This window comes from Halosolutus sp. DAT137 (assembly GCF_059736405.1).
On record NZ_JCAQID010000007.1, the window covers coordinates 478,918 to 496,061 of the forward strand.

Consider the following 17,144-nt stretch of genomic DNA (forward strand, 5'->3'; position numbering starts at 1 on the left):
CGTCGGTAACGCCGCCGCCGAGTCTCGTCCGGACGAACGGCGCACGCATCCGAGTCCCCGGAGAAACTGATCGCTCGTGTCCACAGATTCTGGGGGTGGGTGCCAGCCGACCCTGCCATCCGGTCGGAGCGGCACCGACGAGTCCGTGGGCGCCGAGCAGGGTACCGTCCGCGCCTGTGAGCCGTCGGCGGGCACGAATCGAACGCCAGCGACACCGAGAACGGACCGATGATCGGAACCACACTCGACGACATTCGCAAGCACATCGAGACGCTCGCCACCGAGTCGGGCGAGTACCACCTCGTCTGTGCGCGCTACGGCGATCGTCCCGTCCCCGCGGCGGGGCTGCGCTTCGAGAACAGAGCAACGGCACGGGCGGCCGCCCGCGCGACCGAACAGTACCGGGCCGCACTCCGCGGATACGATCCGCAGGTTCCGTGCTACGACATCATCGTCTGTCAGGAGTACGATCGACGCCCCCACCACGACTACGCCGGCGGGTCAGACACCTGCTGTTCGAACGACGAGCGGTGGACGCTTACCGAGCCGATCATCACTCGATCGCACCGAAACGCGGACCGGCGACAGATAGTCGAGTTCTGTCATCGGATCGCCGCCGTCGTATTCGAGGCGCTCTCCGACGGCGGCTATCACGGCGTCGAGACGGCGATCATGGACCGCTACTTCGAGTTGGCCGAGCAGCTGACGGATCCCGATGAACTCTGTCTGTGTCTGCTCGAAAGCATGGCTGGAGAGCTTTCCCAGCGGCTCTCGCCGCACGAACAGGCCGCGGTCCTCGCTCGGGCGGCCCGCCGCCTCGATCCGCCGCCGAAGGCCGACGAACCGGTATCCGCAACGTTCTCCGAGTTACAGGAGTACGGCCTCGTCGAGGGGTTTTCGCGCTCGTCGTGGTCGACCGCCCTCGACGACTGGAGTCGATCGGTCGTCGTGCGGTGGTCCGGATACGCGCTGTCGCCACGGGACGGGTGTCTGCCGGTGTTGCCCATCACGGTCGACCTCTTCCGCCACGGACTGGAGCGGCCGCCGACGAGGACCGAGGTCGAATCGATCGACGACGGCTGGCAACTCACGCTCGAACTCGGTCGCGGCGGCGAGCCGAACGGACTGACTCGCACACCGATTCGCACGGAGCTGTAAGTATGAGTGTCTCGACAGCAATCGATACGGCTCAAGACAGGGTTCGAGGCGAACGGGCGGCGATCGAGGCGAAGATCGAGGCGATCGAATCGTTTATGGATCGCGTCGCCGGCCTTCCGTCTGCGTCGACGCCGACGGCCACGCAGAGTGTCGTCTCGACGGCGGGAGCGCAACGTCGGACGAGCGTATCGACTACTGGCGGCTGCGAGGCGGTTCGAACTGCGTTCGCCGAGACGATTCGCCCACACAGCGTCGCCGACGTGGACGGGTCCGAGCCACTCCTCGAAACGATTCGAAGCGAGTTGAGCGACACGATCGCCGTCGCGCTCGCGCCGGCGTCGAACACGCCGTTTTCGGAACCGTTGAAACGCGGCGTACTCGCGGAGGCCCAGAGCCGGCGGACCGAGATGGAGGTCACACGTGAGGCACTCGATCGCGAGCTCGCGTCCCTCGAAGACGCAAGCGAGACGGTCGACGAGATTACGGGGTGGATCGCGACCACCGACGAGACGCCCCTGATCGAACTCGGCTTCGACGCGCTCCGGTCTCGCCACGAGACGTTGGCGACCCACCGCGAGCGCTGCGGCGAACTCGCGACCGATCGGCAGTCGTTTCTCCGCACGGCGACCGGACGGGCCGTTGAGACCAGACTCCGACACCGGAACCTCGTCCCGTACCTCTACGGAGACCTGTCGACAGCGTATCCGGTTCTGGTGACCGTTTCCCGGCTCGATACCGCGTGCCGGGAGTGTCAGCGAGCGGTACGGGACCACCTTACGCGGAGGGTGTGATCGAGATGACGCCGAGCACTCACGGGACGACTTCGGGTATCGATGGAGGCACCGATCGATGACACGGGCCACACAGTATCTCCTGGCGCTGTACATCACGGAACATCGACAGTCGCCACCCGTCTCACCCGGCACGATCGCCGAGATGCTCGATCGATCACCGGCGGCCACGACGGAGATGTTCCAGCGACTCGAGTCGGACGGGCTGATTACCCACGAGCCCTACGAGGGGGCGACACTTACGAAAACGGGCCACGAGACCGCTGCGGAACTCCACGAAGCGTACGTCACGCTGTCGTGGTTCTTCCGAGTCGTCCTCGACCTCGAGGAGTACGAGCGCGAGGCGATGGAACTCGCCGGGACGGTCAGCCCGACGGTTACCGAACGGTTGATCGCGACGCTTCCGATCGAGACCGGTCCTCGCGCGCAAACCGCCGAGACCCTCCCCGGCCAGTGTTCCGGGGATTCTTCGTAGCGATCGGGTGGGCGACCACAGCCCGTCCGGGGACGTCGAGACGCTCGGCGGAGACCAGACGATTTATATTTTAGGTAGGCCTAAAAGGAGATATGGCCGCCAGTACGGAGTCCCACGCCGAGGCTCGATCGGAGTCTGAATCGGATCAGAGACCGGATCTAATCGTCTGTGAGAGCGCGCCGGAGAAAGTCGTATTCATCGAGTCCGGAAACGCCGACGGCTGGATCGCAAGCGACGTGAGTATCGAACAGGTCCGGTAGCGAAACGAACCATGCCAGAGACACCATCAGAGACCGACGGGGACGACGATCGAACGACGATCCGAACGGGACGCAAGTTCGAACAGGAGTACCGACTCGACGCGAGCGAAGCTGGCTCGTTCCTGATCGCACTCGGCGAACAGCTTCGCGACGGCGAGGAACTCACGCTGGTCGACGACGAGTGGGAACTTCCGTTCGCCTTCGGTGAGCCGGTCGAACTCGAAATCGACTTCGACGGGGTCGGTGACCCGGAACTCGAAATAGAGCTGGAACTCCCCGGACGGACCGACGAAAACGCACCGGGCGTCAAATAACGAGACGGTCGCGACGCGTCGCGTACCCCGGACCGCAGCTCAGTTCGTCGCTGACTCCAGAACGAGCGTGTCGTCTTCGAGGTAGTGTTCGATGTGGTGTGTGTGTTCTTCGATCGTCGCCAGTTGTTCGCGGAGCATCTCGCCCGTCGCGTAGTCGCCGAGTCCCTCGGCGAGTTCGACGTGTTGTCGGTAGCTCTCGATGATGTCGCCCATCATCTCCAGATCGTTTTCGAGCGACGTCCGAACGTCGTAGACGTCCTCGTCTTCCGGCTCGACGGTCGCCTTCTCGGCGAGCGTCGTCATGCTCGCGTGCGGGACGCCACCGAGAGCCTGCAGTCGCTCCGCGAGGTCGTCGGCGGCGTCTTCGACGTCCTCGTAGACCTCCTGGAGGAAGACGTGAATCTCGAGGAATTCCGCCCCCTCGACGTTCCAGTGGTGTTTGTGGAGCTGGTGGTAGAGGACGTACGCGTCGGCGAGGTCCGTGTTTAGCGCGTCGACGATCTGTTCGGCCTTTTCGGTGTCGAGTCGGAGTGCGTTCTCTTCGACCGTGTCCGCTTCCTGTCGGACCGACTGCTGTGTATTCATCACAACGCACCTTTGTCGCCCCACGGACTTAAAACTTATCAGTATGCATATATTTTTTCGCACGACCTAAAACTCTCTCACACGGCTCACCGAATCGACTCGTCACCGGAGATATGCTACTGGGCTGTAGGGAATGCCTCGACCTTACTGATAGGAGTCACGAGGATACTCGGGCCGATCGGGATTGAGCACGCCGCCAACAGCGCCCGCGATCGCGCTCTCGATCGCCATCACGAACGAGACGATGACGGCGATCGCGAAGATACCGATGCCGGCGACGCCGGTGATCGCACCGCCGAGGGGGCCGCCCGCCCAGCCGGCGATGCCGACGACGAGGGCGATGAGGAGTCCGCCCACGATGCCCCCGAGCGCGCCCGCGAGCAGTCCGTGCCAGAAGCCCCGAGCGAGACCGCCGCCAGCGAGGTAGCCGGCGACGAAGCCGCCGATCAGCCCCGCCGCGAGCTGTCCGACGCCGGGGAGCGTGAGACCGATGATTCCGAGCACCGCCGCGACGAGAAAGCCGATGAGCACGGCACGCCAGTTCGTCATGGTCGGTCGTAGGGGCTCGGAGAAAATAAGCCCACGGCGAGCGATCGAACCGTCGATCGCGAGTCGACCGCCGCGAGCCGGGTTCGCTCCGCCTGCAACCGACTGACCAGCCCAGTCTGCAATCCGCAACGGCCCGGTCTGCAATCCGTCGAGCGGCCCAGTCTGCAATCTGCCAAGCGGCCCGCCCTGCCAGCCAGTGACAGCCGGCGACGTAACGAACGACCTTTTAAGAATGCGCCGTCTAGCTATCGGCATGATTTTCGAAGACCTTCCGACGACGCCCACGTCGGAAGAGCTGATCGACAAGGCGTTTTCGCGGGCAGCGCGGGCCGGCAAGGCCAAAGGGGGTCTCGAGGCCCAGCAGTCGATGCTCCAGACGGCGGCAAACATCATTTCCGATAACCTGGAGAACGTGGTCACGGCGTGGCCCGACTTCGAGTACGAAGACGACGTCCACCCGTTTTACTACGAACTCGCGGACGCGATCGTTGATGTCGATAAACTCCGCCAGAGCCTCTCGGAGGTGATGTGGGCCAGCCGCAAGGCCCGCGAGATTCACGAGGAGTACCAGCCCCGACTCCGGAAGACCGACGTCGATACGGCCCGGAAACACCGGAAACAGGCCTTCGCCCGGCTCGCGGACATCGTCGAGCAGATCGACGACGAACTGCTCTACATCAACAAATCGCGTAACGACTTGCGCGGCCTGCCCGAGATCAATCCCGACGAGCCGACGATCGTCGTCGCGGGCTACCCCAACGTCGGCAAATCCTCGTTCGTCAACGACGTGACGAACGCCCGCGGCGAAACGGCTTCCTACCCGTTCACGACGAAGGGGATCGGCGTCGGCCACTTCACGCGCGATCACGTCCGCTACCAGATCGTCGACACGCCCGGCCTGCTCGATCGCCCGCCGGCGGAACGCAACGAGATCGAATCACAGGCCGTCAGCGCCGTCGAACATCTCAGTGACTGCATGCTCGTCATGGTCGATCCCAGCGGCGAGTGTGGCTACCCGCTCGATGCGCAACTGGAACTGCGCGACTCGATTGCAGCCCAGTTCGAGGACGTGCCAGTACTGACGGTGGCGAACAAAGTCGATCGAACCGATCGGTGGACGGCCGATCCCGACGCCGATTTCAACATGAGCGTCGAAACCGGCGAGAACGTCGAGACCGTTCTCGACGCAGCCGTTGCAGCCGTCGATCACGAGCCGACGTTGCCGTTCGAGGACTAACAGTGACTGCGAGACGACCGATGCGAACTGGACCGACACGCGTACAACGTAGACCGGTACACTCGACAGCGCCGAGGCCGCGATCGCCATGAAGGGACCGGGGATCCTCTGGATGCTCCAGACCGCCGCCGGAATGTCGATGGCCGGCCCGATGTTCATCGTCGGCGTCGAGTTCCTCCGATCGGGCCGGTACGTCGCCGGGACGGGCTTTTTCGCCCTGGGAGTCGCCGCCCTCTACTTTCCGACGTATCTCGTCAACCGGATCGGCGGCCCGCGAACGTGGCTTCGACGGCGGTTCGGACGCGACGAGACGAGCGGCGACGACGACGCAAACGATGTTGACGACAGTGGCGAGAACGGCACCGAACACGAGCGCGGTTCCACGTCGAGCGTTCCGTTGGTCGATCGACTTCGTGGCCGGTGACCGGTGGCAGAATCCGGCCGCGATCGGACCGCGGCGTCAAAGCGATACTACATCCCCCACTCAGGTTCGCGACTCTTCGACGGTAATGTCGATCGCGTCGTCGTCCCAGCCGGCATCTAGCGTGACTGTCGTCTCGCCCGCCGCCTCGAGCGTGAGGGTCGTCGCGCCGGTTCCGTTCTGATCGGTATCGTCCGCCTCCGGATCGACCGTGCCGACGCTCTCGTTACTACTCGCGTACTCGATGCGTTCGCCCGTCTGTGGCTGTTCGGTCTCCATCTCCAGGCGGAGCGTGTCCGTTTCGTCCAGATAGACGGTACACGCTTCGGCGTCACAGTCGTCGCCGGTCCCGTCCTCGGCGTCGGGACTCAGCCACCGAGCGATCCGGTGTTCGAAGGTGAGGTGATCCCGCGCCCCGTCGATCGACACGAGCGCCCGGTGCTCGCCCGGATCGAGCGTCGCCGTCGCGTTCAGTTCGACGATCGAGCCGGCGCGCCAGTGATCGTGGTCGGCGTCGAGAACGGTGACCGAAGTGGTGTCGGCGTACTCGCCGTCGACGAGAACGTCGATCGCAGCGGGTGAGAGCGTCCCGCCGCCGACGTTCTTGACGTACAGCGTGACCACCCCCGCCACACCGTCAGCGCCGTCTTCGTCGTAGGTGGCCCCCGCTTCCGGGTCGGTAGCGATCGCGATCTCGGCGTCGATTTCGGCGACGGTCCTGTCCGCCTCGGCGTCGACGGACTGGGCGTACAGCCCCGTCTCCGTGACGATCATTCCGGCGAACAACGTCGCGACGCTGATGGCGGCGATGAACAACACGACCTGAACGACGGCAGCTCGGACCATCCCCTCGTTCCGTATTGCCGAAAACAGGTCCAGACCCGCATAATCCTACCGGCCACGACAGCCCGACGGCGGGCGCTTCCGACCGCGACGGCCCGATCGTCCCCGGTCAACGCTCGACGACGTCGACGTATCTGACCTCGACGCCGACGCCGTCCTCGGAGTGACGGTTGACCCGTTCGTGAATCACGTCCGCCAATCCCGGCGCTGACTCACCGGGAGGTCCACCGATCGTGACGACCACCCGATCCGGCCCGCGAAACGGATAGTTGTCGTCCATGACGACCTCGAGATCGAGCAACTGGAACTGTTCGTACTCCTCCTGTTCGAGGGCGAGTTCGACCTCTTCGCGGGCGTTCTCCTCGAAGTTGCCGGCCGCCCACGACGTGTACGTGATCGCGCCGAGAAACACTGCGAATATCAACACGATCACGACGAGCCCGACGACTCGTCGGCGAACGCGCGATTCCGTCTCGCTGAGGTCGAACAGGTTCTCCGGCCGGTAGCCGACGTACCACAGCGTCAGGAGTCCGGCGAGGTTCACCGAGAGGACGTTGACCAGCACGAGCGCGGTCGAGCCGATCGCGGCCGACGGCTGGCCCCACGCGAGCGCGACACCTGCGGCGGCGGCCGGCGGAATCAGCGCCGCGGCGATCATGACGCCGACGAGCGCGACGGAGATGCCGGTCGCGATACTGACGATTCCCGCGACGCCGGCACCGAGGGCGATCACGAGCGACAGAAGATCCGGCGCGAGCCGTTCGGAGATTTCGTCGACGGCAGCGATATTCAACCCCGGCGGAACGATGTTCGTCGTCTTGACTACCCAGGCGAAGATGGCCGCCGCCGCGATCGCGAGCACGACGCCGATGATCTGGTAGGTCACGCTCTCGCGAAACAGGACCTCGTCGTCGATCACCGAGCCGACGCTGGCACCGAGTGCCGGCCCGATCAGCGGCGCGATCACCATCGAGCCGACGACGACCGCCGGCGAGTTGAGCAGGAGCCCCGCCGTCGCGACGACTGCGCTGATGATCGTCATCGTCGCGTAGATGCGGAACGTCGGCGTCAGCGAGTCCGCTTCGGCCTGGAGTTCCTGGCGTGAGATGCGATCGGATTCGACGTCGCCATCGTCGTACTCCGCTTTCAGCTCCTCGAACCGGCGGGAGACGACCGTCTCGGCGTCGACGACGACCGTATACGCGTCCTCGCTGACCCCTGCCTCCTGAAGTTCGTCGAGAATGGGTTCGACGGCCGCCGCGGGCAGTGGGAAATAAACCACTGCCGTATAGTCCCGGCTGCTGTCCTCGTCAGTGAGGACGTAGTCGATCTTCCGATCGTCGAGCGTCGAGAGGATCGTCTCCCGCTTCCCCGTCGGAACCGTCAACTGTACCAGTCGCACGTGGATGGATGAGACGCCCTGGGACTATAACTTACGGCGCTCTCGCCGCGTCGCGGTGGGTATAACCGCCCGCGGTCCCTCGCGTGAGGTATGTTCGATACGCGCCCCGATCGCGACGCCGAAGTGGTCCTCGTCGGCCGCTCGAACGTCGGCAAGTCCACGCTCATGCGCGAACTCACCGGCCACAGCTTCGACACCGGCGGGAAACCCGGCGTTACCCGCCAGCCGAATCACTACGACTGGGCCCCCGAGGACTTCGTCATCACCGACCTCCCCGGCTTCGGCTTTATGAGCGGCGTCCACGAGGATTACCGCGAGGAAATCAAGACAAACATCGTCCACTACCTGGAGGAATATGCCGAGAACGTTCTCGTTGCGATCCTCGTCGTCGACGGCAAGAGCGTCATCGACATCATCGATCGCCACTCCGGCCCGGACGAAATCCCCTACGACGTCGAGATGTTTCACTTCCTGCGCGATCTCGGCATCCCGGTCGTCGTCGCCGTCAACAAGATGGACAAGGTCGACGATCGCGACGAGCGCCTGAACGAACTCTGCGATCGACTCGGTCTCTACCCGCCGTGGAAGCAGTGGCAGGAGACGATCGCGCCGATCACCGCCAAGCGCGGGCAGATCGACCCGTTGAACGAGGCCGTCCGCGATCACCTCCACGAGGCGAACCGGGACGATCTGTTCAAATTCTTCTGACCGTCGTCTCGCGCGCTCGAGCCGACGATCGCGTTTCAGACTGACTACTGGCGACACACCCGAAACGATCGCGATCCGGCTGCTGGAACGGTCCCCTTTCACCAGTAACTCGGTACAGGAGACCGTCTCAACGGTCTTCCGCTCCGATCGGTCTTCGATCTCCGCTGGCCCGGCGATCGCCGGTCACCACTCGGCGGCGCGTTCTCGACACCGTCCGACTGATGTCAGCGTAGTACCACTCGTTTTCGAGTTCAATTTTTGGATAATAGCTTGGTAATATCGGGAAGGGGTTCGATAGTGTGATCTATTGTCCCCCGGACGCAGAAACGTATCCAAATCTCGAAAGGCTTTTCAACTATTTCACGAGTTTTGACAGTAGTTCATGAGCAATACCGAGGGGGCAGATGGACACACCGTACGAACCGATCTCTCACGACGATCGTTCCTGGCTGCCGGTGGGACCGCAGCCGCGACGGCACTCGCCGGCTGCAGCGGCGGCGAGGAGATCGACGAGGAGAACGGCGAAGACGTCGACGGCACCTATCTCCGGATGGCCGTCGACTCGATCAGTTCGCTCGATCCGGTGATCATCCAGCTCGACAGCGTGGGCGAGTACAACATCTACGAGCGACTGACCACGCACACGAACGGGTCGCTGCCGGTCGAAGGACAGCTCGCCGAGGACTGGAGGACCGAGGACGACGGACGAGTCTACGAGTTCGACCTCAAAGAGGGCGTCCAGTTCCACGACGGCAGCGAAATGACTGCCGACGACTTCGTCTACTCGTGGCGGCGGATGGCCGAGTCGCCCGACACGCGTAACGCAGACGACCTGTTCGACACGTTCGAGATCGCCCACGAGCGCGATGAAGACGGCGAACTCGTCCCGGACTCGATCGCCGTCGAGGCCGTCGACGACTACACGCTCAGAGTCGAACTCGCCCGACCGTTCTACATCACTCTCGACCAGCTAGCGAACATCTCCTTTGCCGTCACGCCGGAAGGCGTCGTCGGCGACATCGAAGGCTACGACGGCGAGATGGAACGCAGCGAGTTCGGAACCGAGAACCCGATCGGAACCGGCCCCTTCCAGTTCGAGGAGTGGGAGGAAGGCAGCCACCTCTCGATCGAGCGCTTCGACGACTACCACGGCGAGGTCGCCAGCATCGACGGCGTCCACTGGTCGATCATGGACGACTCGAACGCGCGACTCAACCGGGCGTTGAACCAGAACCTCGACGTGTTCACGATGGAACCCGCCCAGTTCGATCCCGACCTGCTCGAGACCGAGGAGACCGACGACCAGGGCCGTGAGTTCGGAACCTACGGTCCGCTGGACAACGACGAGACGGTCCAGTACATGTCCTCGGAGGTCCTCGTCTCCCACTACATCGTGTTCAACACGGAGAACACGGACGACCTCGCTGCTCGCCGGGCGATCGCACACGTCATCGACCAGCACCGACTGGCCGAAAACGAGTTCAACGACATGTACGACCCGGCCTACCACATCATTACCCCGTCGACGTACCCCGGCGGCGAGGATGCCTACTGGGAGCACGCCGAGGAGGAGTATCCCTACGGCTACGCCGAAGAACAGATCGACGAGGCCCGTCAGGTCATGGAAGAGGCGGGCTACGACGAAGACGACATGTACGAGATGACGCTGACGGTGATGCCAGAGAGCATCTGGCAGGACTTTGGCGAGTTGCTGGCCTCGCAGGTCCAGGCCGCTCACATCGACATGTCGATCGACGAGGCACCGTTCGCGACGATCATCAACCGGGCCATCGAAGGGACGATGGACGCCTTCACCCTCTGGGACCGGATGGATTACCCGGGTCCGGACATCTTCCACCGGTTCCTTCACCCGACGCCGGACGCGCCCCAGTTCACCAGAATTTCCGGCGGCGTCGACGAGGAGTACGCTGACGACGCCGCGGACGCCTGGGACCAGTACCTCGACAACCGCGGCGCTACCGACGAAGAGGAGGCGGCCCGAAACGAGGCTTTCGAGCGGATCGAGGCGGCAAACTGGGACATGGTCGCCCAGTTGCCGCTCCTCCACGAGCGCGTCCACCGCTTTGCCTACGACTGGGTCGACATGCCGATGCACGGCGTCATGGAATACCAGCAGTACAACACGGTCTCGATCGACGGCCAGCCCTGACGGCAACCGAGGCGACCGATCCGTTCGGTCCCGCAAATCGTAACATTCGTTCGGCGATGAACAAACACAACGACACTATGAGATCGACCCGTGGTCAGCCGCCCGCCCGGCGGCTTCCCGTCGGATTCGGGACGTCCACACACAGGAGATCGACGATCGGACGCGACGAGAGGGAGCAATGAGTCGACTCGGCTATCTCCTGCGCCGGCTTCTCCTCGCGATCCCCGTCGTCATCTTCGGCACCTCGTTGACGTTCCTGATCATCCGGCTGGGACCGATCGATCCGGCCGCCGCGATCGTCGGCTCGCCGGACACGCCGTCAGCCCAGGCCCAGTACGAGCGAACGCGAGAACAACTCGGCCTGACCCAACCCCTGTGGGAACAGTACGTCGAGTTCATGACCGACCTGTTGACGTTCAACCTGGGACAGTCGTGGGTTCTCAGCCCCGGCGCGAACACGTACGACCTGATCCTGACGTACGCGCCGCGGACGCTCTGGCTCGGGATCTGGTCGATCCTGATCGCGATCTTCGTCGGCATCCCGCTCGGGTTTTACGCCGGACTCAACCCGAACACGCGGGCGGACTACCTCGTCTCGTTCAGCGGGATCGTCTGGCGAGCGATGCCGAACTTCTGGCTCGCGATCATCCTGCTGGCGCTGTTCGCCCAGTCCCAGCAGTACGTCTTCGGGTTCGACTGGAGCGGGTTCGTCGTCCAGAGCCAGGTGACCGGTGCCTACGATTTCAGCGACATCTCGACGCGAGACGGGTTCGTCCGCGAATTTAAACGCGTCCTGCCGGCAGCGCTCGTCCTCGGGTCGGCGTCGATGGGTAACGAAATGCGGATCGGCCGCACCGCCGTTCTCGAGACGATCAACTCGAACTACGTCGAGACGGCCAAGGCGAAAGGGCTCTCCGCGAAGAAAATCGTCTGGAAACACGTCTTCCGGAACGCGCTCATCCCGCTGGTGCCGGTCATCACGAGCGAAGCGTTTCTCCTGATCGGGGGTGCAGTACTCGTCGAGGTCGTCTTCGGTATCAACGGTCTCGGCTACCTCTTCTTCCAGGCCGTCATCAACGGTGACCTCCCGCTCGTGGCGTCGCTCATGTACGTCTTTATTCTCGTCCTCGTGAGCGTGAACATCATCCAGGACATCCTGTATACGATCATCGACCCGCGCGTCGGACTCGAGGAGGGTGGTGCATGACTGATTCGAACGAACGGACCGACGACCCGCGTACGAGGACAGCACAGCAATCAGCGTCGTTCGACGACGACCCGCTCCGCGATCGGATCGCGGCCAATCCCCGGCCAGCGATGCTCTGGGCGGCCGGATTTGCAGTACTCGTCGCCGTCCAGTTCGGGGCGATCGCGAATTTCGTCGTCAACACGCTGCCGTGGGCGCTCGTTCTGGGACCGCTTCCCACAATTCCCGGCGCGTCGATCGTCGGCGCGGTCGGCCAGTGGGTCGCAGACCTGCCGGTGTTGCTCTCGCGAGAGACGATTCCGAACGAGGGCACCCACGTCCCCGGCGAGGGCTGGCAGGGTACGTTCCTCGGCCTCTCGCCGGCGATCGCGTGGGGACTCCGGGTCGTTCTCGTCTACGCCTACGCGTTCGTCTTCCTCGCGTGGCTCTGGTACGCGTACGTCCTCTTTCGACGACACTACCGGTACGCCGACTGGACGCCGAGAGACGACATCGTCGATCGGTTGCGAGGGCACCGCTGGGGCCAGTTCGGGATCGTCATCGTACTCGCGTTTCTGGTGCTCGCGCTGTTCGCACCGGCGCTTGCGACCGCGCCGGTCGAACAGAACATCGAGAACCCGTACTCGCACACGATCGAGTACTACGACGCCGATGCCGGCGAGCTCGTCGAGACGACGGTCGGCGACGCGAACCGCGAGTCGTCCTCGCGGGGCGGCGACTCGAACATCGGGCCGCTGAGCTACGACGACTACGATCGGTTCCACCCGATCGGCACGTTACCCTCTGGCGGCGACCTGTTCACGTTCATGGCCTTCGGGGCGCGGGTCTCGCTTCTGATCGGGCTGTTGAGCCTGACGATCAGCGGCATCGCGGCCGCGACGTTCGCGCTCTTCGGGGCGTACTACAAGGGGAAACTCGACCTCTCTTTCGTCCTGGCGAGCGACTCGGTGCAGGCGATGCCGCGATTGCTCTTGTTGGTATTGCTGTCGGTGATCCTCGCGGACACGTGGCTCGGCGGTCTCTACAGCGGCGCGATCGTGCTCGCGTTGATCTTCGGGGCGACGGGGTGGCCGGCGCTGTGGCGAGCGATACGCGGCCCCGCGTTACAGGTCGCAGAGAAGGAGTGGATCGACGCCGCTAGAAGCTACGGCCAGGCACCGACGACGACGATGCGCAGACACATGCTCCCCTACGTTCTGGGCTACCTGTTGATCTACGCCTCGATGACCCTCGGGGGGATCATCGTCGGCGTCGCGGGGCTCTCCTTTCTAGGCCTGGGCGTCGATTCCCCGACTCCCGAGTGGGGCCGTGCGATCGACGCCGGCCAGGACTACGTCACGACCAGTTCGTGGCACATCTCGCTCATTCCGGGGCTGTTCATCGTCCTCGTCGTGACGGCGTTCAACGCACTCGGTGACGGCATCCGCGACGCGATCGATCCACAGAGTGACATCGGCGGCGACTCGGACGGCGCATCCGACGAAGCCGCCGCAGGGGGGACGGGCGCATGAGCGAACGCGCACACCACCGGCCGGAGCCAGCATCGACCGACGGCGAACCGTTGCTCGCCGTCGAGAACCTGCGAACCGTCTTCCGAACGGACAAAGAACGCATCCACGCCGTCGACGGCATCAACTTCGCCGTTCGCGAAGGCGAAACGCTCGGCATCGTCGGCGAGAGCGGGTCGGGTAAGAGCGTCACGGCCCGATCGATCATGGGCCTGGTCGACTCACCCGGCCGAGTCGAGGGGGAGATTCGCTACCGCGGCGAGAATCTGGTCGGGAAGTCCGAATCGGAGCTGCGAGCCTACCGTGGCGGTGACATCGGGATGATCTTCCAGGATCCGATGACGAGCCTCAACCCGGTGTATACCGTCGGCAACCAGATCAAAGAGGCACTGGAACTGCATCAGGATCTGACCGGAAAGGCCGCCACGAAGGAAGCCGCCGCGCTTCTGGAGTCGGTGAACATCCCGGATGCGGAGCGACGCCTCGACGAATACCCCCACGAGTTCTCCGGGGGCATGCGCCAACGGGCGCTGATCGCGATGGCACTCGCTTGCGATCCGGATCTGCTGATCTGTGACGAGCCGACGACGGCCCTGGACGTAACGACGCAGGCACAGATCCTCGACCTGCTCCAGGAGATCCAGCGCGAACGGGATCTGGCGATGATCTTCATCACCCACGATATCGGCGTCATCGCCGAAATCGCGGACCGCGTCGCCGTCATGTACGCGGGCGAACTCATCGAGCGAGCGCCAGTCGAAGACCTGTTCGCCGCGCCGAAACACCCCTACACGCAGGGGCTGCTCTCGAGCATTCCGGGCCGCAACCCCGGCGCGACGCGACTCGAGACGATCGAGGGCGAGGTGCCGACGGCGACCGAACCCGCGCGTTCGTGTCGGTTCGCGCCTCGCTGTCCGAAAGCGATCGACGGCTGTGAGCGCGTGCATCCGTCGACGGTGACGATCGACGACGCGCCCGGACGCGACGACAACGATTCACCGACAGGACGTGCCGACTCCGCGACGGACGACGACAGTGCGTCGGTCCACCCGGATCGACACAGCGTCTCCTGTCTGCTGTATCCCGAACACATGTCCGAGGACGAACGCATCACTCGACACGACGAGTCCGACCGAATCGACGAGGTGACCGACGAATGAGCCAGTTGCACCGAACGGACGCCGACGCGGACGCGACTCGGGACGCCCAGTCGGAGCCGCTCGTCTCCGTCCGAGACCTGAAAACGTACTACGAGACTGGCGGCCCGCTCTCGGCTGCCCCGGTCAAAGCCGTCGACGGCGTCAGCTTCGACATCCGTCGCGGCGAAACCCTCGGGCTGGTCGGTGAAAGCGGCTGTGGGAAGACGACGCTCGGACGCACGCTGGTCCGTCTCGAGACGCCGACCGACGGAACGGTCGAGTACGACGGGACGGACGTCGCGACCCTGAGCGGCGAGGAACTCAGGGCCTGGCGAAAGAACGCCCAAATCGTCTTTCAGGACCCCGATTCGAGTATGAACGATCGGCTCACCGTCGGAAAGATCATCCGGGAGCCACTCGATTCCTACGAGTGGAAGACGCCGCGAGAACGCCGGGCCCGCGTGCGGGAACTGCTCGAGACGGTCGGGCTGCGGCCGGAACACTACTACCGGTATCCCCATCAGTTCTCCGGCGGGCAGCGCCAGCGCATCGGGATCGCCCGGGCGCTCGCGCTCAACCCCGACTTCGTCGTCCTCGACGAACCGACGAGCGCACTCGATGTCTCGGTGCAGGCGAAGATTCTGAACCTACTCAACGACTTACAAGACGAGTTCGGCCTGACCTACCTGCTGATCGCCCACGACCTCTCTGTGGTCCGCCACGCCTGCGATCGCATCGCCGTGATGTACCTCGGAAACATCATGGAGCTAGGGGAGACGGAGCAGCTGTTTACGGACCCGGCGAATCCGTACACGCGAACGCTGCTCTCAGCGATTCCGACGCCCGATCCGACCGTCGACACCGAGCGGATTCCGCTTCGCGGCTCGCCGCCGAGTCCTCGCGACCCGCCGACGGGCTGTCCGCTCTCGACGCGCTGTCCGATGAAGATCCGGCCAGAGGACTGGGACCTCTCGGAGGACCTCTGGGGACAGCTCGACGTGCTCCGGGACGTGCTCCGGGAGCGATCGCGGGGCACCGACACCCTGTCGACTCGCCTCCGGCGAGCGATCGGGATCGACGATCCGGCGGCCGACTTCGCGGCCGTTCGGGAGTCGGTGTTCGAGGACGTGACCGTCCCCGAGCGCGTCGAAGCGGAACTCGAGGAAACCGAGCGAAAACTGGCCGAGGGGGGCGAACGGGCTGCACTCGAGCACCTCCGCGAACGGTTTGGAAGCGACTGCGACGCCGTCTTGCCGGAGTCCCACGTCGTCGACGAGACCGGGCGAACGAGTCGCTGTCACCGCCACCGCGACGGAATCGACGAACCGGCCGTGGCCGACCCCACGACGTGGAACTGAGCGATGCGGACCGCGCTCGCGATCCTCGATGCGATTCTCGCCGCCTGTCTCGTCGCCGGCCTGGTAACGGCGGGGACGGCGGGAGTGACGCTCGTCGCCGGCTTCGATCTCGTGACGGTCAAACACGTGCTGTTCGTCGTCGGCCTCCTCCTGTTCGGCGTCGCCGCCCTTCAGTGGCGATCGAGCGTCGAACTCGGCACGGACCCCGAAGCCGGACACGGGCCGCCGATTCCACGGGACGAACCCTCGCGCCTGCGATCGCTGCTCGAGGCGACCCTGCCGGCAGCGTGGATTCTGCCGCGACCTGCGCGGTTCTCGGAGCCGGCGAAACTGACGCTCGCCGGCGCGGTGGTGCTGTTGTTTTCGTACATCATGGAAGCCGTGTTCGGAATCGGCGTCTGACCCACGGACGAGGGTGAGGGTACGGACGACCAGTCCCCTCGTCGATGATCGACCGCCGAACACTCCGATACGTTTTCGTCTCGCGAGCGAAACGATCACGTAGAGATGGACGACTCGACGCCGTGGGAGGCGACGCTTGCGGATATGCGATCGATGGCCGCCGAACTCGAAGACGAGGGGTGGGAAACGCTGCCGATCGCCGCCGGAGACACTGCGCCGGTCAGCCCGGACGCCGGCCCGGACGATCGGTTCGGACTCGTTCACGTCGTCCAGGGTGACGACGCCGACGAGCTGGAGGCGCTGTTCGATCGGACTACGTTCTCGAGTTCGGAGGCGTATCTCGCCGTCGTAGACGGGACGGAGTACGTGGTGACGGTCGTCAGCGATCCCGAGAATCGCGTCGCCGTCTGCCTCGCCGGAGCGTTCGAGCACGAGCAGGCGACGGCGTGTTTCGAGGCCGCAGAGCGCGAGGGCGTCACCTACAGTCACGTCCAGCGCCTCGACGGCACCCGCGTCGCCGTCTTCGAGCACGACGATCCGGGTCTCTTCGATCCCTCGTAGTCGGGCGGTTCTCTCGTGTCGGTTCTGTCCCACCGCACACCGGATCGAAACCCTGC

The 17,144-nt window shown here is 64.4% G+C and carries 19 protein-coding genes; 15 read left to right on the forward strand and 4 right to left on the reverse strand.

The window, feature by feature from the left end; genetic code table 11:
* Positions 1-228 precede the first annotated feature (228 nt).
* From AC6I6L_RS12015 to AC6I6L_RS12035, 5 genes are all read left to right on the forward strand, one after another.
* Entirely contained in the window at positions 229-1,158 is a 930-nt protein-coding gene (locus tag AC6I6L_RS12015) for a DUF7551 domain-containing protein (protein ID WP_497918003.1), read from the forward strand.
* A 2-nt stretch (positions 1,159-1,160) separates the two neighbouring features.
* Positions 1,161-1,949, forward strand: a complete 789-nt coding sequence (locus AC6I6L_RS12020) for a DUF7260 family protein (RefSeq protein WP_497918004.1) — start codon at positions 1,161-1,163, stop codon at positions 1,947-1,949.
* 58 nt (positions 1,950-2,007) lie between these two features.
* Positions 2,008-2,424: a metal-dependent transcriptional regulator gene (locus AC6I6L_RS12025; RefSeq protein WP_497918005.1), complete on the forward strand. Its 417-nt coding sequence runs from the start codon at positions 2,008-2,010 to the stop codon at positions 2,422-2,424.
* A 92-nt stretch (positions 2,425-2,516) separates the two neighbouring features.
* Positions 2,517-2,684, forward strand: coding sequence for a hypothetical protein (locus tag AC6I6L_RS12030; RefSeq protein ID WP_497918006.1), 168 nt, complete (start codon positions 2,517-2,519; stop codon positions 2,682-2,684).
* Between the two features lie 11 nt (positions 2,685-2,695).
* On the forward strand, positions 2,696-2,998 hold the full coding sequence (locus AC6I6L_RS12035) for an amphi-Trp domain-containing protein (RefSeq protein WP_497918007.1): 303 nt from the start codon (positions 2,696-2,698) through the stop codon (positions 2,996-2,998).
* A 39-nt stretch (positions 2,999-3,037) separates the two neighbouring features.
* Here the strand turns inward: AC6I6L_RS12035 and dpsA are convergent, their stop codons facing one another.
* Entirely contained in the window at positions 3,038-3,583 is a 546-nt protein-coding gene (gene dpsA, locus AC6I6L_RS12040) for a DNA starvation/stationary phase protection protein DpsA (RefSeq protein WP_497918008.1), read from the reverse strand.
* Between the two features lie 144 nt (positions 3,584-3,727).
* Positions 3,728-4,132, reverse strand: a complete 405-nt coding sequence (locus AC6I6L_RS12045; protein WP_497918009.1) for a DUF5518 domain-containing protein — start codon at positions 4,130-4,132, stop codon at positions 3,728-3,730.
* A gap of 253 nt (positions 4,133-4,385) precedes the next feature.
* On the opposite strand from AC6I6L_RS12045, the gene AC6I6L_RS12050 reads away from it, so the two are divergent.
* Together AC6I6L_RS12050 and AC6I6L_RS12055 are read left to right on the forward strand one after the other, a co-directional pair.
* Entirely contained in the window at positions 4,386-5,369 is a 984-nt protein-coding gene (locus tag AC6I6L_RS12050; protein WP_497918010.1) for an NOG1 family protein, read from the forward strand.
* An 88-nt stretch (positions 5,370-5,457) separates the two neighbouring features.
* On the forward strand, positions 5,458-5,793 hold the full coding sequence (locus AC6I6L_RS12055) for a hypothetical protein (protein ID WP_497918011.1): 336 nt from the start codon (positions 5,458-5,460) through the stop codon (positions 5,791-5,793).
* Between the two features lie 60 nt (positions 5,794-5,853).
* Here the strand turns inward: AC6I6L_RS12055 and arlG are convergent, their stop codons facing one another.
* Both arlG and AC6I6L_RS12065 read right to left on the reverse strand, forming a co-directional pair.
* Positions 5,854-6,636 carry an archaellum stator protein ArlG gene (gene arlG, locus AC6I6L_RS12060; RefSeq protein WP_497918012.1) on the reverse strand — a complete coding sequence of 261 codons (783 nt, stop codon included), beginning with the start codon at positions 6,634-6,636 and terminating at the stop codon, positions 5,854-5,856.
* 106 nt (positions 6,637-6,742) lie between these two features.
* The gene (locus tag AC6I6L_RS12065; protein WP_497918013.1) at positions 6,743-8,035 is read right to left on the reverse strand and encodes a TIGR00341 family protein; all 1,293 of its coding nucleotides are present in this window, start codon (positions 8,033-8,035) and stop codon (positions 6,743-6,745) included.
* Between the two features lie 90 nt (positions 8,036-8,125).
* On the opposite strand from AC6I6L_RS12065, the gene engB reads away from it, so the two are divergent.
* The 8 genes from engB to AC6I6L_RS12105 all read left to right on the forward strand — a co-directional run bounded on the left by engB (position 8,126) and on the right by AC6I6L_RS12105 (position 17,088).
* Positions 8,126-8,743, forward strand: a complete 618-nt coding sequence (gene engB / locus AC6I6L_RS12070; RefSeq protein ID WP_497918014.1) for a GTP-binding protein EngB — start codon at positions 8,126-8,128, stop codon at positions 8,741-8,743.
* 382 nt (positions 8,744-9,125) lie between these two features.
* Positions 9,126-10,913 (forward strand): ABC transporter substrate-binding protein, encoded by a 1,788-nt coding sequence (locus AC6I6L_RS12075; protein ID WP_497918015.1) that lies wholly within the window; start codon positions 9,126-9,128, stop codon positions 10,911-10,913.
* Between the two features lie 178 nt (positions 10,914-11,091).
* A complete protein-coding gene (locus tag AC6I6L_RS12080) occupies positions 11,092-12,120 on the forward strand; it encodes an ABC transporter permease (RefSeq protein WP_497918016.1) in 1,029 nt (342 codons plus the stop codon).
* On the forward strand, positions 12,117-13,631 hold the full coding sequence (locus AC6I6L_RS12085) for an ABC transporter permease (protein WP_497918017.1): 1,515 nt from the start codon (positions 12,117-12,119) through the stop codon (positions 13,629-13,631). Before AC6I6L_RS12080 ends, AC6I6L_RS12085 begins: the two co-directional genes overlap by 4 nt.
* Positions 13,628-14,788, forward strand: a complete 1,161-nt coding sequence (locus tag AC6I6L_RS12090) for an ABC transporter ATP-binding protein (RefSeq protein WP_497918018.1) — start codon at positions 13,628-13,630, stop codon at positions 14,786-14,788. Before AC6I6L_RS12085 ends, AC6I6L_RS12090 begins: the two co-directional genes overlap by 4 nt.
* On the forward strand, positions 14,785-16,125 hold the full coding sequence (locus AC6I6L_RS12095; RefSeq protein WP_497918019.1) for an ABC transporter ATP-binding protein: 1,341 nt from the start codon (positions 14,785-14,787) through the stop codon (positions 16,123-16,125). The genes AC6I6L_RS12090 and AC6I6L_RS12095 overlap by 4 nt, the downstream gene beginning before the upstream one ends.
* Positions 16,126-16,128: 3 nt before the next feature.
* The gene (locus AC6I6L_RS12100) at positions 16,129-16,527 is read left to right on the forward strand and encodes a DUF7555 family protein (protein WP_497918020.1); all 399 of its coding nucleotides are present in this window, start codon (positions 16,129-16,131) and stop codon (positions 16,525-16,527) included.
* 105 nt (positions 16,528-16,632) lie between these two features.
* Positions 16,633-17,088 carry a DUF7529 family protein gene (locus AC6I6L_RS12105; RefSeq protein WP_497918021.1) on the forward strand — a complete coding sequence of 152 codons (456 nt, stop codon included), beginning with the start codon at positions 16,633-16,635 and terminating at the stop codon, positions 17,086-17,088.
* Positions 17,089-17,144: the final 56 nt, after the last annotated feature.